This is a genomic window from Halochromatium roseum, assembly GCF_016653315.1.
Lineage (GTDB): Bacteria > Pseudomonadota > Gammaproteobacteria > Chromatiales > Chromatiaceae > Lamprobacter > Lamprobacter roseus.
Map to the genome: position 1 here is coordinate 38,138 of NZ_NHSH01000052.1, position 14,477 is coordinate 52,614.

16 protein-coding genes, 1 tRNA gene and 1 other RNA gene are annotated in these 14,477 nt (G+C 59.8%); 14 read left to right on the forward strand and 4 right to left on the reverse strand.

Features of this window, described 5'->3' with window-relative positions:
• Positions 1-224: 224 nt before the first annotated feature.
• Together CCR96_RS09970 and CCR96_RS09975 are read right to left on the reverse strand one after the other, a co-directional pair.
• Positions 225-809: a FlgO family outer membrane protein gene (locus tag CCR96_RS09970; RefSeq protein ID WP_201219984.1), complete on the reverse strand. Its 585-nt coding sequence runs from the start codon at positions 807-809 to the stop codon at positions 225-227.
• Between the two features lie 10 nt (positions 810-819).
• On the reverse strand, positions 820-1,422 hold the full coding sequence (locus CCR96_RS09975) for a hypothetical protein (protein WP_201219985.1): 603 nt from the start codon (positions 1,420-1,422) through the stop codon (positions 820-822).
• 250 nt (positions 1,423-1,672) lie between these two features.
• Here CCR96_RS09975 and rsmI point away from each other — a divergent pair, with 250 nt between their 5' ends.
• The 10 genes from rsmI (at position 1,673) to CCR96_RS10025 (ending at position 7,955) form a co-directional block, all read left to right on the forward strand.
• On the forward strand, positions 1,673-2,491 hold the full coding sequence (rsmI, locus tag CCR96_RS09980; protein WP_201219986.1) for a 16S rRNA (cytidine(1402)-2'-O)-methyltransferase: 819 nt from the start codon (positions 1,673-1,675) through the stop codon (positions 2,489-2,491).
• Positions 2,492-2,632: 141 nt separating this feature from the next.
• Positions 2,633-3,003: RNase P RNA component class A (gene rnpB, locus CCR96_RS09985), an RNA gene on the forward strand.
• 231 nt (positions 3,004-3,234) lie between these two features.
• Positions 3,235-3,501 (forward strand): 30S ribosomal protein S16, encoded by a 267-nt coding sequence (rpsP, locus tag CCR96_RS09990; RefSeq protein ID WP_200237098.1) that lies wholly within the window; start codon positions 3,235-3,237, stop codon positions 3,499-3,501.
• Positions 3,502-3,542: 41 nt separating this feature from the next.
• The gene (rimM, locus tag CCR96_RS09995) at positions 3,543-4,064 is read left to right on the forward strand and encodes a ribosome maturation factor RimM (protein ID WP_201219987.1); all 522 of its coding nucleotides are present in this window, start codon (positions 3,543-3,545) and stop codon (positions 4,062-4,064) included.
• 38 nt (positions 4,065-4,102) lie between these two features.
• Positions 4,103-4,885 (forward strand): tRNA (guanosine(37)-N1)-methyltransferase TrmD, encoded by a 783-nt coding sequence (gene trmD, locus CCR96_RS10000; protein ID WP_201219988.1) that lies wholly within the window; start codon positions 4,103-4,105, stop codon positions 4,883-4,885.
• A gap of 4 nt (positions 4,886-4,889) precedes the next feature.
• Positions 4,890-5,234 (forward strand): 50S ribosomal protein L19, encoded by a 345-nt coding sequence (rplS, locus tag CCR96_RS10005; RefSeq protein WP_201219989.1) that lies wholly within the window; start codon positions 4,890-4,892, stop codon positions 5,232-5,234.
• Positions 5,235-5,322: 88 nt separating this feature from the next.
• A complete protein-coding gene (gene sbcB, locus CCR96_RS10010) occupies positions 5,323-6,768 on the forward strand; it encodes an exodeoxyribonuclease I (RefSeq protein WP_201219990.1) in 1,446 nt (481 codons plus the stop codon).
• A gap of 97 nt (positions 6,769-6,865) precedes the next feature.
• Entirely contained in the window at positions 6,866-7,294 is a 429-nt protein-coding gene (rplM, locus tag CCR96_RS10015; protein ID WP_201219991.1) for a 50S ribosomal protein L13, read from the forward strand.
• A 129-nt stretch (positions 7,295-7,423) separates the two neighbouring features.
• Positions 7,424-7,810, forward strand: coding sequence for a 30S ribosomal protein S9 (gene rpsI, locus CCR96_RS10020; protein WP_201219992.1), 387 nt, complete (start codon positions 7,424-7,426; stop codon positions 7,808-7,810).
• A gap of 71 nt (positions 7,811-7,881) precedes the next feature.
• Positions 7,882-7,955, forward strand: a tRNA-Gln gene (locus tag CCR96_RS10025).
• A gap of 131 nt (positions 7,956-8,086) precedes the next feature.
• Here the strand turns inward: CCR96_RS10025 and CCR96_RS10030 are convergent.
• Positions 8,087-8,668, reverse strand: a complete 582-nt coding sequence (locus tag CCR96_RS10030; RefSeq protein ID WP_201219993.1) for a superoxide dismutase — start codon at positions 8,666-8,668, stop codon at positions 8,087-8,089.
• Positions 8,669-8,852: 184 nt separating this feature from the next.
• Between CCR96_RS10030 and CCR96_RS10035 the strand changes: the two genes are divergently transcribed.
• Both CCR96_RS10035 and grxD read left to right on the forward strand, forming a co-directional pair.
• Positions 8,853-10,646, forward strand: a complete 1,794-nt coding sequence (locus CCR96_RS10035; protein WP_201219994.1) for an N-acetylglutaminylglutamine amidotransferase — start codon at positions 8,853-8,855, stop codon at positions 10,644-10,646.
• 214 nt (positions 10,647-10,860) lie between these two features.
• Positions 10,861-11,196, forward strand: a complete 336-nt coding sequence (grxD, locus tag CCR96_RS10040; RefSeq protein ID WP_201219995.1) for a Grx4 family monothiol glutaredoxin — start codon at positions 10,861-10,863, stop codon at positions 11,194-11,196.
• Positions 11,197-11,318: 122 nt separating this feature from the next.
• Here grxD and rnt read toward each other — a convergent pair whose 3' ends face one another.
• A complete protein-coding gene (gene rnt, locus CCR96_RS10045; RefSeq protein WP_201219996.1) occupies positions 11,319-11,951 on the reverse strand; it encodes a ribonuclease T in 633 nt (210 codons plus the stop codon).
• A 158-nt stretch (positions 11,952-12,109) separates the two neighbouring features.
• Between rnt and CCR96_RS10050 the strand changes: the two genes are divergently transcribed.
• Both CCR96_RS10050 and CCR96_RS10055 read left to right on the forward strand, forming a co-directional pair.
• The gene (locus tag CCR96_RS10050) at positions 12,110-13,021 is read left to right on the forward strand and encodes a TraB/GumN family protein (RefSeq protein WP_201219997.1); all 912 of its coding nucleotides are present in this window, start codon (positions 12,110-12,112) and stop codon (positions 13,019-13,021) included.
• A gap of 93 nt (positions 13,022-13,114) precedes the next feature.
• On the forward strand, positions 13,115-13,867 hold the full coding sequence (locus tag CCR96_RS10055) for an MlaA family lipoprotein (RefSeq protein ID WP_201219998.1): 753 nt from the start codon (positions 13,115-13,117) through the stop codon (positions 13,865-13,867).
• Positions 13,868-14,477 lie beyond the last annotated feature (610 nt).

Here is a 14,477-nt window from a genome sequence, read left to right on the forward strand (position 1 = left end):
ACTCCGAAGATATAACCGATGGGATCGAGCCGAAAGAGACTCCGCTCCGGTACCAAGCGTCTTTTTCACGGCGATCGGTCATCGCGTGCACTGATCGGCTGAGGGTAGGGCGGAATGTTTTGGGTTTAATCGTTTAGGTTTGATGGTTGTTTGATTTTTATTTAATGGTTGTTATGTTTAATTGTTGTTAATGGTTTCGATGCAACGATACGCGCAAGAGGTGGTCACCAGCCCTTTTCGTCGAGCATTGCGCGTAGATTATTATCGAGGGGCAGGCTGAGATCGGCTGTCGCTAACACCATGGAATCCCTAGTATTGACAACACGCACGCTGATGTAGACTCGATTTGAGCCTACGGCATAAGTGCCCATCAAAATCGAGTTGGCTGAGTAGGCGGCATTGAGACGCTTAACCTCGCGCGTCAGAATCAGCTCGCCGAGCTTCTCCTCAACAAAGAGGCTGTCGCGCATCTTGACCTCGCGCATGCGGACACCGGCCTGAGAGAGCGCGGATGCAAAGAGCTCTGAGCTGATGCGCCCGAAGGTTGAGGAGACTCTCAGGTTATTGATGTCGACGAAGGTTGATGCGATCATCGGGCTATATTGCGCCAATTCCGGCTTGACGCTGATTAGGCGTGTTGCGGCGTCTGTGATCTCGGCAGATAGATTCGCTGGTTGTACGTTCTGATAATAAGTGACGGGAGGGTCTGTTTTATAGTTGGGGAGACAGCCTATCAGCAGTACGCCGGGCAGGATCGCCAGTAGGCTCGTCCAAGCTCGCTGCAGGGTAAGCAGGGATGATTGACTCATTGCTGATCCCTTACCATTGGTTATCTAAGGGCACACGAGGTATGGGCTTCGGTTTTGGAATCCGCGTCGGATCATAGTGTTGGCGGTCGCCCTGATTGATATAATAGATATTGGATGAGGAATAGAGGACGCGTTCGTTATCTGTGATCTTAGTGGTAATAATGACCTCCTCTTGACTCACGGAGGTCCAGCTGCCGCTGGTAACATCGGCGCCCGCGACCGGTGGTATCAAGGCCAGTGCGGCATTGCTTGAGGGCGCCACGAGTACAGAGATGCCGGTGGCAAGGGCGGCTAAGGTGAGCGTCCCTGGATAGGGGCGAATGAAGCCACGGTCGCTGTGGTTGATCACCTCGACGTCGAAATCGACTGTGGCAGCGCCTCCTGGCTCTTTCTGAACGATCGCCCCACCGGAAACGAGCTCGCTGGTGAGGAGCGAGCGGTATCCGCGGGCGAACTCACCGCGGGGGTGATCTCTGTGCTTGGGTAAGTACAGAGGGGTCGACCTCAGATGCGGTTGTTGCAGTATGCCCGTGGCTTCATATTCGGCAAGCACCTGCCAATGGTGGGCGGCTTGCATGCGCTGTTGCTCGCTGTACGGGTAGGTCTTCGCCATGGGAACCTGAGCGGCGTTGGTATAAAAGCAGCCGCTCAGGACCAGACTGACTGTGCTAACTATGGCAATGAGGGCGAGTCGCGATAAGGCCACCAGCATCTCCCGTTGGCTGGGTCGAGTGCCCAGGCTTCCGCACCTGGATTGCTAGGCCCCTAGTGAGGAATGTAGGTTGTGCAGGCAACATGCACGCTTGTCAGATAAAAACCACGAGGCCGATGACTAGGGGGATGATTTGACTGGAATACTATACGTGGTAGCGACACCGATCGGCAATCGAGATGACCTCAGTCCGCGGGCCCAAGCGGTGCTGGCTGAGGCCGATGTGATCGCCTGCGAAGACACCAGGCACAGTCGTCCACTGCTCGCAGCATTCGGCATTGCTGGCGAGCTATTGTCCTATCACGAGCACAACGAAGATCAGCTGACTCCGCGCCTGCTGAGGCGACTGCAAGCGGGTGAGTCGATCGCGTTGATCAGCGATGCCGGCACGCCGCTGATCAGTGATCCCGGGTTCTTGTTGGTGCGGGCGGCGCGAGAAGAGGGCATTCGGGTTGAGCCGATCCCGGGTCCCTGTGCGGCGATCTGCGCCTTGTCGGCCGCCGGCTTGCCGAGTGACCGCTTCTTGTTTGTCGGTTTCCCGCCACGTACGCGTCCTCAACGTCTGGCCTGGTGCCAAGGTTTCGCCAAAGAGCCGGGTACCCTGATCTGTTACGAGAGTGCTCGCCGTGCCGCGGCGACCCTCAGCGATCTCGCCGAGGGCTTGGGTTCAGCACGGCGCGCCGTGGTCGCGCGGGAGTTGACCAAGCGCTTCGAGACCTTTCTGGTTGGTCGCCTCGCTGAGCTTGCCCAGCAGGTGGCCACAAGCCCTGAGCAGCAGCTCGGCGAGATGGTGATCATGATCGAGGGCGATGCGCGCGTTGACGATGAGCGTGATCGCGCCGAGCAATTGCGGGTACTGGGGATCTTGGCGGCGGAGCTGCCGTTGAAGCAGGCGGCGGCGCTCGCTGCGGCGATCACCGGGGGGGCACGGAATCAGTTGTATACAGCAGCCTTGAGGGCGCGTGATTGAGCTGATTAGGCCGTCAACGGGTCATCTACTACTTTGTTGATGTGAGCGCCACTGTCGGCGGAGGCCGCACACCCGGCTTGCCGGCGGTGGCCAGGTTGGGGCAATGGCCAGTTCGGGCGCAAAACGCTAGACTGTTTATTGGGAGTCGGCCGGACAGTCGCGGCTTGGCGCATGCGTCAGGCGGAGGAAAGTCCGGGCTCCACAGGGCAGGGTGCCAGGTAACGCCTGGGAGGCGAGAGCCTACGGAAAGTGCCGCAGAAAACAAACCGCCAACCCCGCGTGAGCGGGCGGTAAGGGTGAAAAGGTGCGGTAAGAGCGCACCGCGTCGGTGGCAACACGCGACGGCAGGGTAAACCCCATCCGGAGCAAGACCAAATAGGGGAGCGAGCAGCTTTGGCTGCAACATGCGGCCCGCATGGGCTCCCGGGTAGGTCGCTTGAGGCGCGGGGTGATCCGCGTCCCAGATGAATGACTGTCCACGACAGAACCCGGCTTACAGGCCGGCTCCCTTCTTCATTTTTACCGAGGCCTGTGGCTTTAAGGTCGAGTGTACTGGAGCACGACGTCATTGGCGCGCACCGTGGCGTCGACCGCTCGATCAGTCTCCACGACGCAAAAGGGCTTTTCGGCTGTCGCCTGCTCAGGTATGATGGCGTGTTACGTCATGTGGAAATAGCGTCGTGCCCTATCTCGACGCACCACGACATCGGTTTTCTCAACGCGAGCATTTTGGATCAATAGCGATGGTCAAGATTCGACTCACCCGCGGTGGCGCCAAGAAGCGTCCCTTCTATCAGATCGTCGTCACCGACATGCGTAAGCCACGGGACGGTGGCTGCATCGAGCGTCTGGGCTTTTTCAATCCCTGCGCGACCGGGGGTGAAAGTCGTTTGCGCGTCGACCGAGCGCGTGCTCAGCACTGGCTCGACCAAGGTGCGCAGCCGTCTGAGCGTGTCGCAAAGCTCCTGAAAGACGCCGCCAAGCAGGCTGAGGCTGCCGTTGCGGCCTGAGTGCTGACGTCGATTGCTGCCGCGCCGGTTGCCAACGGGCGATGACGGGTAGCGCTGAAGCCTCGGACCACGCTGCACCCAACAAGATCGTCCTTGGTCGTATCCTTGGCGTCTATGGTGTGCGCGGATGGCTGAAGATTTTTTCCGAGACAAGCCCACTCGAAAACATCTTCAGCTACTCGCCCTGGTTGGTCGATGGCGATGAGCAGCAGGTCGTTGCCTGGCGAAACCATAGTAAGGGCCTTGTTGCGCAGCTTCAGGGCTATGACGACCGCGATCATGCGCGGACCCTGACCGGAAAATCGATCTCGATACGACGTGATCAGTTGCCGCCGCCATCGCCGGATGAATTCTATTGGATTGATCTGCAGGGGCTGCAGGTCGAGACGCGTGAGGGTATCTCGCTCGGACAGGTGAGTCATTTGATCGAGACTGGCGCCAATGATGTGATGGTTGTACGAGGAGAGCGCGAACGCCTTCTGCCGTTCGTTTGGGGGCGGTTTGTGCTGGATGTCGATTTCGAGGCAAGGCGTTTGTTGGTCGATTGGGACCCTGAGTTTTAACGGCCAAGCCAACGTATCGACCCGGCTGAGCGGAAGCGATGCGGTTTGATGTCATCACCCTGTTTCCAGCGCAGTTCGCCGCACTCACCGAAGAGGGGGTCGTAGCGCGGGCATTGCAGCGGCAGGTTGCTCAGATCCACCTACACACGCCGCGTGATTACACCACGGACGTTCATCGTACCGTCGACGATCGTCCGTACGGCGGTGGACCAGGCATGGTGATGCGCTACACCCCGCTGCGGTTGGCGATTGAGGCGGCCCAGGCGGAGGCTGCGACTGAGGGTGTGCAGAGTCGTGTCGCCTATCTGTCCCCGCAGGGCGATCGCCTCGACCAGCGGCAAATCGAGCGGATCAGCGCGGCCCCTGGCTGGGTGTTGGTGGCTGGTCGCTACGAAGGAGTAGATGAGCGACTGATCGAGGATTGTGTCGACGAGGAATGGTCGATCGGCGACTACGTCCTCAGCGGTGGTGAGCTTGCGGCGATGGTGGTCATGGATGCGGCGATCCGGCTTCTGCCGGGCGTGCTCGGGCATGCGGACTCGGCGCGCCAGGATTCACACTCCAACGGGCTGCTCGATTGTCCCCACTACACCCGGCCGGAGAGGATCGGCGAGTGCAGCGTGCCAGAGGTGCTGCTGAGTGGCGATCATCAGGCGATTGAGCGTTGGCGATTGCAGCAGGCATTGGGCCGCACCTGGCAGCGGCGCCCTGACCTGCTACAAAGGCGAGGCATCAGTGCGTTCGAGCAGCGACTGCTCGACGACTATCTTCTGGAGGCGGCGCGGTCGCGGCCGCGTGTCGGATCGGAACAGAGTGAGTAATGACATGAGCAACATCATTCAGCAAATCGAGCAAGAGCAGATGCGCCCGTCGGTGCCTGAATTCGCGCCAGGGGACACCATTGTGGTGCAGGTGCGTGTCAAGGAAGGCGAGCGTGAGCGTCTGCAGGCGTTTGAGGGCGTCTGCATCGCCAAGCGCAACCGCGGCCTCAACTCCGCCTTTACGGTGCGCAAGATCTCGCATGGCGAAGGGGTGGAGCGGGTCTTCCAGACCCACAGCCCGTCTATCGCTGACATCAAGGTGAAGCGTCGTGGCGACGTGCGTCGTGCCAAGCTCTATTACCTGCGGGGCCTCACCGGCAAGGCCGCTCGCATCAAAGAGAAGGTCTGAGTCGCGCTTGGCTGTGGTTTCAGCAGCGCGCCAATGGGGCTCGGGCGATTGCCGGCGGCCGCGGTTGGTATCCGTCGTCGTTTAACTGATGACGGCGAGCTTTTACTGGTACGACTACGAGACCTGGGGCAATGATCCTGCGCTCGATCGGCCCTGTCAGTTCGCGGGTCTTAGAACCGATGCTGAACTCAATGAGGTCGATGAGCCGTTGTTGTTGTTCGCCCGGCCGGCCGCTGATCTGCTGCCGCAGCCGGAGGCCTGCTTCGTCACCGGCATCACGCCGGATCAGGCGCTCAAGCAAGGCCTCCCTGAGGCTGAGTTTGCCCGGCTGATCCAGCAGGCGCTGGCGATGCCTGGCAGCTGTTCGGTCGGCTACAACAGCTTGCGCTTCGATGATCGAGTCAATAACTGGTTGTTCTACCGGAATCTGCTCGATCCCTATGCGCATGCATGGCAAAACGGGAATTCTCGTTGGGACTTGATTGACGTCTTGAGGTTGGCGCACGCGTTGCGGCCGCAGGGCATCCTGTGGCCAGAGCGTGAGCCTGGTGTCACCTCATTCAAACTCGAGGCGCTGACTGCCGCCAACTCCATCGAGCATCTCGGTGCTCACGATGCATTGGCTGATGTGCGGGCGACCCTGGCGCTGGCGCGGCGGCTGAAGGCGGCACAGCCGCGGCTCTTTGCCTACGCGCTAAAGCTGCGTGAGAAGCCGTATGTTGCCGAGCTGTTTGCCACGGGTGCGCCGTTGCTGCATGTTTCGGCGCGCTACGCAGCGGCGCAAGGCTGTATTGCGCCCGTGCTCAAGGTTGCGTCGCACCCAAGCCAAAAGAATCAGGTGATCTGTTTCGATCTGCGCCAAGACCCGGCGCAACTGCTGGATCTGTCGGCCGAGGAACTGCAGCAGCGCTTGTTCACGCGCCGCGAAGACTTGCCAGAGGGCGTCGAGCGGTTGCCGGCCAAAGGTGTGAAGATCAACGCGTCGCCAATGCTGGCGCCGATGAAGACCTTAACGCCGGACGCTGCTGCGCGCTGGCAGATCGATCCAGAACGGGTCGCTGTGCATGCGGCTCGCGCAGACCAGTATCGGCGCGAGATTGCTGAACGGCTTGGGCAAGCCTTCTCCGCCCGGCCCGAGCTGCAGTCTTCGACTGATCCTGAGCGCATGCTTTACACGGGCGGATTTTTTTCGGATCAGGATCGGCGGCTGATGGATCAGCTCGGACGCCTGACGCCGTCTGAGCTGGCTCAGGCGCAGCCGCGTTTCGATGATCCGCGCTTGCCGACGCTACTGTTTCGGATGCGGGCGCGCAGTTGGCCTGAGACGCTGAGCGAGGATGAACGCGAAGAGTGGGATGCTTGGCGTTTCGAGCGCTTAACCGAGCCGCAGGCCGGCGCCTCGATCACGATCGACGGTTATGAGGCCAAACTTGCCAGTCTGCGCACAGAGCACCTCAGCGATGAGGGCGCGCTCGCTATTCTCGACCGGCTTGAACGCTGGGGCGAGCATGTGATGACGGCTGAGGAGATTTGACGCCATTTTCGATAGTCGAGATGGTTGCGGGGTCCGCCGGGATTGTTTATCCTAGGCGGTCTATCTTTTTACTGACGACTCGCTGGGAGCGACCGTGATGACAACCCAAAGCGCAAAGCCGGCTGAAGTTCGGCGAGCTTGGTATTTAATTGATGCCGAGGGCAAGACACTTGGTCGGCTCGCCAGCGAATGTGCACGCAGGCTCCGCGGCAAGCATAAGCCGACCTATACTCCGCATGTCGATACCGGTGATTACCTGGTCATCGTTAATGCCGAGAAGGTGCGGGTGACCGGCAATAAGCTATCGGACAAGATGTACTACCGGCACACTGGCTACATCGGGAACCTCCGCTCAGCGAGCTTACAGCAGATGCTAGACAAGCACCCAGAACGGGTCATCCAGTTTGCCGTGAAAGGCATGTTGCCGCGTAATCCGCTTGGCCGCGCGATGATCAAGAAGATGAAAGTCTTTGCTGGCCCAACGCATCGCCACGCGGCACAGCAACCGCAGCCTCTAGAGATCTAACGCGCGACTTGCGCTGGTCCGCTTTATCCTGAAGCAATCTCTTCGATCGTCCAGGGTAGTTGTGCGCGATGAACGCTAGCTTGAGCTGATATCAGACACTCAGAACTAAGACTCTCGGAAACCTGAACCATGGAAAAACAGTACGCCACAGGGCGTCGCAAAAGCTCCTCGGCGCGCGTGTTCCTGAGCACCGGCTCCGGGCAGATCAACGTCAACGGGCGGCCGCTTGATGAATACTTCGGTCGTGAGACTGCTCGGATGCTTGTGCGGCAGGCCCTTGAGGCGGTCGATATGGTGGATCGAATCGACATTAACGCAACTGTCGTCGGTGGAGGCTCAAGTGGACAAGCAGGCGCCATTCGTCATGGCATTGCCCGCGCTCTAGTTGGGCACGATGAACGTCTGCGCTCGCCACTACGTCGTGCGGGCTTCCTAACCCGCGATGCCCGTGAGGTTGAGCGCAAGAAGGTGGGTCTGCACAAGGCACGTAAGCGCCCGCAATTCTCCAAGCGTTAATCGATGCGTTAGCATCGTCGGTGTTGAGCTGAGTAGGCTTCGTTACCGCGGTAAGCTCACACTGTCAAAATTGGGGGATCGTCTAGCGGCAGGACTACGGACTCTGACTCCGTCAACCTAGGTTCGAATCCTAGTCCCCCAGCCATCCTAAGCCCGCAGCTCCGTGGGCTTTTTTATGTTTATGCCATGCGCACAAAAATGCCCAGCGTGATGCTGGGCATTAGTTGCTGTGAGGATCAGCCTCTTATCAGGATGATCCTCAACGCGGTGTTGCGTTTAGGCTGCGAAGTTCTCGGCAACAAAATCCCAGTTGATCTTGTCCCAGATCGCTTCCAGATACTTTGGCCGGGCGTTGCGGTAGTCGACGTAGTAGGCGTGCTCCCAAACGTCCACGGTCAGTAGCGCGGTCTTGCCCTCTGTCATCGGCGTGCCGGCGTTGGAGGTGTTCATGATCTCGACGCTGCCGTCGCCGTTCTTGACCAGCCAGGTCCAGCCGGAGCCGAAGTTGGTGGCGGCTGACTGGCTGAACTGCTTCTTGAATTCGTCGAAGCTGCCGAACTTGGCGTTGATCGCATCGGCGAGCGCGCCGCTTGGCTCGCCGCCGCCGTTGGGGCTGAGGCAGTTCCAGTAGAAGCTGTGATTCCAGACCTGAGCCGCATTGTTGAAGATGCCGCCGGACGCTGTCTTGACGATCTCCTCAAGCGTTTTGCCCTCAAACTCAGTGCCGGGCACCAAGTTGTTGAGGTTGTTGACATAGGTCTGGTGATGCTTGCCGTAGTGGTAATCGATCGTCTCGGCCGAGATCACAGGCTCAAGAGCGTTCTTCTCGTAAGGGAGTGGTGGAAGTTCGTGTGCCATACTGACTCTCCTGGCGGTTTGGCTAGGGATGGGTGAATGAACTGCTTGCGACGAAAACGTAGGCCCGAGACAGGGGATATCAAGGGAATGCTGTTCGCGTCCGGTGAACTTGATGTGGCGAAGCGCAGCCTGGAGAGGCGCCGAGCTTGGCCACAAGCAGAATAATGGCGGAGGATCCGAGCTTATGTGTGGTATCTGCGGAGAGCTGCGCTTCGATGGCGGGCCGGCAGACTTGGGCGCGATCGAGCGGATGATGCAGCGATTAGCGCCGCGTGGGCCGGATCATGGCGGCAGCTACAGTGATGGTGCCTTGGCCTTTGGGCATCGGCGGCTATCGATCATCGATCTCTCGGCACGCTCGAATCAGCCGATGGTTGACCAGGGGTTGGGCCTCGCGCTGGTCTTCAACGGCACCATCTACAATCATCCCGAACTGCGTCGCGAGCTGCGCGACAAGGGCTACAGCTTTTTCTCTGATGGAGATACCGAGGTCATCCTCAAGGCCTGGCATGCTTGGGGTGAAGGCTGTGTCGAGCGGCTGCACGGGATGTTCGCGTTTGCGATCTGGGATACCAACCGCCGCCAGCTCTTCCTCGCGCGCGATCGCTTCGGCATAAAGCCGCTCTATTGGAGTGATGCCAATGGTCGGCTGCGCTTCGCCTCGACCACCCAGGCGCTGGTTGCGGCGGGTGGGGTTGGTGCCGGCATCGATCCAGTGGCGCTCCACAATCTGTTCACGCTGCACGCGGTGGTGCCGGCACCGCGTACCATTCTCAGCGATCTGCGCAAGTTGCCGCCGGCACACTGGTTGCGCATCGACGCCGATGGGCGCCGCACCGAGCAGCGCTATTGGCAGCTGGACGCGACCCGAGGCGCGAGCGGATCGGGCCTGCCGAGCAGTGATGCCGAATGGGTCGAGGCCATCCATGACGCGCTTGAGCAGGCGGTGCGCAAGCGTCGCGAGATCGCTGATGTGCCGGTTGGCGTGCTGCTCTCGGGTGGACTCGACTCCAGCCTGCTGGTCGCATTGCTCGCGGAGCATGGCGTCAATGATCTGCACACCTTCTCGGTCGGTTTTGAGGACACCCCGGAGGAGGCTGGCAGCGAATTCGAATACTCAGATCAAGTCGTCGAGCATTTTGGGACCCACCACCATCGCTTCCAGGTGCCGAACGATGAGGTTCTGCGCCGCTTGCCCGAGGCGGTCGATGCGATGACCGAACCGATGTTCGGCCAGGATGCCGTCGCCTTCTATCTGCTCGCCGAGCAGGTCTCGCGCGAGATCAAGGTAGTGCAGTCAGGGCAAGGGGCCGACGAGGTCTTCGGCGGCTATTTCTGGTATGCGCGGATCGCCGCTGAGACCGAGGGGAGCCCGACCGACCGCCTGCGCCGACACTACTTCGATCGCGACCACGATGAGTACCTGCAGATGGTCGCTCCGGCCTATGCGGGGGCGGATCACACGGCTGCCTTGGTGGCCGAGCGCCTCGCCGAGCCCGGCGCCGACGAACTCATCGATGCGGTACTTCGGCTCGATGTCACGACTTTGATCGTTGATGACCCAGTGAAGCGGGTCGACAACATGACCATGGCCTGGGGGCTCGAGGCGCGGGTGCCCTTCCTCGACCATCAGCTCGTCGAGCTTGCTGCCCGTTGCCCACCGGAGCTACGACTGCGCGATGGCGGCAAGTATCCGCTCAAGGCCATTGCGCGCGGGCGCTTGCCAGATGCCGTGATCGATCGGCCCAAGGGCTATTTTCCGATGCCGGCGCTCAAATACGTGCGCGGGGCCTTTCTGGACTTCATGCGTGACATCCTCAACTCCCAAGCCTGCCGCGAACGTGGGCTTTACCGCCGCGGCTATATCGAGCGGCTTCTGGATGAGCCCGACCAGCATCACACCCGCATCCAGGGTAGCAAGCTCTGGCATGTCGCCTTGCTCGAGTACTGGCTGCAGCGCCACATCGATGGACGCTAGTGCCTCCCTAGCCCAGGGGCAATCGGGTATCTGGACGCGTCCAGCTGAGTCGGCGCTGGGGATGGGGGCGGTTTAACTGCGATTGCCCTGAGCAGAAACGCGGGTGACCTCGAGATTGCGGTTTCGCATGGCGTAGGCCGTTGCGCCTTGATAAGCGCGGCAGCTATCCCGACCTTGGCCAGACCTAACACCCAGTATTCGACGAGGTATTGCGATGGATGTCATCGAGCGTATCGACCAACAGGTCAAGGGCCATCCAGCTGTCATCTACATGAAAGGAACCCCGCAGATGCCGCAGTGCGGTTTCTCGATGCGCGCTTCACAGGCGCTCGGTGACACTGGAGTGCCGTTCGCCTATGTGAATGTGCTTCAAGATCCAGAGATCTTTGAGAACCTTCCGCGCTACGCGGACTGGCCGACCTTCCCACAGATCTACATCGACGGCGAATTGGTCGGTGGCTGCGACATTACCCTGGAGCTAGCGGCCAGCGGCGAACTCAAAACCATGATGGAATCGGCCGCTTCGAAGCAAGAGCAGGCTGCAAGTTAGACCGCCCCGAGGCAAGTAAGGGTCTGAACGATGTCGCGTTGATCAGGCCTAGACCATCAAGCCCCCGCTGCAGGGGGCTTTCACATTGAGCGCATCAGATTGAGCGCATCAGATTAAGCGCATCAGGATGTGGTTGCAGCTCGCCAGCGATTGACGATGGTGCAAAACAACCGCGCGGTCTGCTCGGCATCGTAGATCGCGGAATGGGCGGCACTGTTATCCCAACCAAGCCCGGCGGCCTGAGCCGCCTTTGCGAGTACGGTCTGTCCGTAGGCCAAACCGGCGAGTGAAACCGTATCGAACACGCTAAAGGCATGGAACGGGTTGCGCTTATAGTCGTTCCGATCCACGGCCGCTTTCACGAAGCCGAGGTCGAAATGTGCGTTGTGTCCGACCAAGATGGCGCGATTGCAGCCATGCGATGCAACCGCCTTGCGAATTGGGTCGAGAATCTTGGGTAGGGCGTGCCGTTCGGCGAGGGCATCCCGAAACGGATGCTCAGGGTCGATCTTGTTGAATGCGAGTGCGCTTTGATCGAGTTCGGAGCCGAGGAAGGGGAGGACATGGCAGGCGTGGGTTGCGCCTGGTGCCAGCCAGCCGTCCGCGTCCATCCGAATCATCACCGCAGCAATCTCGAGCAACGCGTGACGTTGGGGGTCAAAACCCGCAGTTTCGACGTCGACGACCACTGGTAAAAAGCCACGGAAGCGGCCAGCGATCCCCTTGTGCACTTTGTCTTGGTCTTGGTATTCCATACCGGCAGCATAAGAGGGTTGCCGACAAAAGCCAAACCTTGGAAGACTTGGGGCTGGGAGAGGAGGTTAAGGCGAGAAGATGAGAGAGCAGGAAGAGGAGAGCAGGAAGAGGAGAGCAGGATGCGCGAGAAGGTGAGCAGCTCGGTTTGGTGATGATCATGAATAGCGGTGCGCGGTTGAGGTGCGGGCTGCTGAGCCGGTGTGGGCGTTGGCTGGTGTTGGTGATCCTCTGCGGATTCCTCGCTGAGACCGCCCTCGCTGAGCCTTGTTGCGAGCAGGGTCTCCTGTTTCGTCTAGACCCAGAGGTGAGTGCTCAGCCATCGAGCTGGTTGTTCGGAACCATGCATAGTGATGATCCACGTGTGACGCGCTTGCCGGCGCCAGTGCTTGCCGCCTTCGATTCGGCGCTCGGGGTGGTGTTAGAGGTGGTTCCAGACGCGGCGATGCAAGAGGCGTCGCGTGCAGCCATGGTGTTGAGCCCAGGCGAGCGCCTCTCTGAACAGTTGCCACCTGCGGTCTATCAAGAGATCCTCATCGCCCTGTCCGAGCGTGGCATACCACAGGCAGCGGCTGAGCGGCTCGCGCCCTGGGCGATCTTGCTGGTCCTGAGTATGCCTCCGCCGAGTTCCGCTCCGGTACTTGACCTCGTTCTCTATCAACGCGCAGCCGAGTTGGACAAGCCGGTTGTGGGGCTTGAGAGCATTGCTGAACAGCTTTCCGTGTTCCAGGCGCTCAGTCTTGAGGAGCAAGTTGTATTGCTCGAATCGACTCTGCGTCACCGTGCACAACTACCGCAGATCTTTGCTGCCTTGCTGGATGCCTACCTTGACGGCGACCTTGTGACCCTGATGAGGCTTGGGCAGACCCTAGCGGCCGAAGATCCTGAGTTAGATGAGCGCCTGCGCCGGGCGTTGATTGACGATCGCAATCGGCGCATGTTCGCACGGCTGGTCCCGATGCTCCAACAGGGAAGACAGTTCATTGCCGTGGGCGCGCTGCATTTGCCTGGTCCCGGTGGATTGTTGCAGCGCCTGCAAGCGGCAGGCGTCGAGGTCACGCGCGTCTACTGATACTCAGCCGCGCTGGAGTGCTGTGCTAACATCGTGATCGAGCCATCGCGCTCGAGCGATCGCGATGTTCGATGAGATGCGGGAGTCCGGTCTATGCACAGAGTGCGCCTTTTTCACACCCTTTGCTTGGCGCTCTTGGCGGCGTCATTGGCTGGGGGCTGTAGCTCGATCCCAAAGGAGCAGCGCGATCCACGCGATCCTTGGCAGCCCTACAACCGGGCGATGTTCAAGTTCAACACCGACTTCGACAACGCCTTCTTCAAGCCAGTGGCTCGGGGCTATCAGGCTGTCATCCCAGAGCCGATGAACCATGGCATCACTAACTTTTTTAACAACATCGCCGATGTGACTTCGGCGGTGAACAATGTGCTCCAGTTCAAGCTCTCGCGCGCTGGCAGCGATGTCGGCCGCGTGGTGGTGAATACCACCGTGGGTCTGGTCGGCTTTATCGATGTCGCCACCAATGTCGGCATCCCGAGCTATAAGGAAGACTTCGGTCAGACACTGGGCTATTGGGGGTTCGGCGACGGCCCCTACTTCGTGATGCCGATCTTGGGCCCCAGCTCAGTGCGCGACACCGTCGGCTTTGCCGGCGATGTGGTGATCGACCCGTTCTTTAGTCTGGAGGCGGATGAGATCTACTGGGGTTTCGTGGTGGTGCGGGCAATTGACACTCGCGCTGGGCTGCTTGCCGCCGGCGATCTGATGGATGAAGCCGCCCTTGATCGCTACGTCTTCGTGCGCGATGCCTATCTGCAGCGACGCCGTAACCTTGTCCATGACGGCAATCCGCCAGAGGACCAAGACTACGATCTGTTCTGGGACGAGGACGCCATCGACGAGTAATCGGCGTGGGATGTCGGCTCGGCTATCGGGCCCTTTCAGGAACAGCCGCTCACCAAGCTTGACCGGGACTCCGGTCCGCTCGGCAAGCAGCTGGTCGACTGAGGCGATTGCCGGAACATCTCGTACCAAATTGCGGTGAATTTTCGTTTGCTTTCGAGCAATGTCGCCGGACGGTAGCGCCGGGTTATGTAACCCTGATGCGGCGCACAAGGCGGTCGAAAAGACCAGCAGGGCAGTATGAGATTTGACAACAATGGCCTTGGAAACTGTCCATTAACTGCTTCTCGATTGGAGGGCCAGGGTTGGGCGATTTTCGGGAACGATTATCGGGAAGTAGAAAATGGACAGCCACTTAGTTCGAGCTACTGCTCGAGCTGCTGCTCGAGCTTGACGATTTCTTCCCGCCCTTGCCTCGACAATAGCCGCTGACCTCTACGCCATCCTTGCGCTTATAACCGTCTACCCAGGTACAGGCGTCTTGGCGTTCGCAAGAGGATTTTTCCATCCCTTTGCATTCGGCTGAGAGTGCCGATTGGGAGGCCAGCGTTAGCGCCCCCGTTATCGTGAGCATTGCAATTAAACTGACTGAGCGAGTGGGCCTTTTCATCAC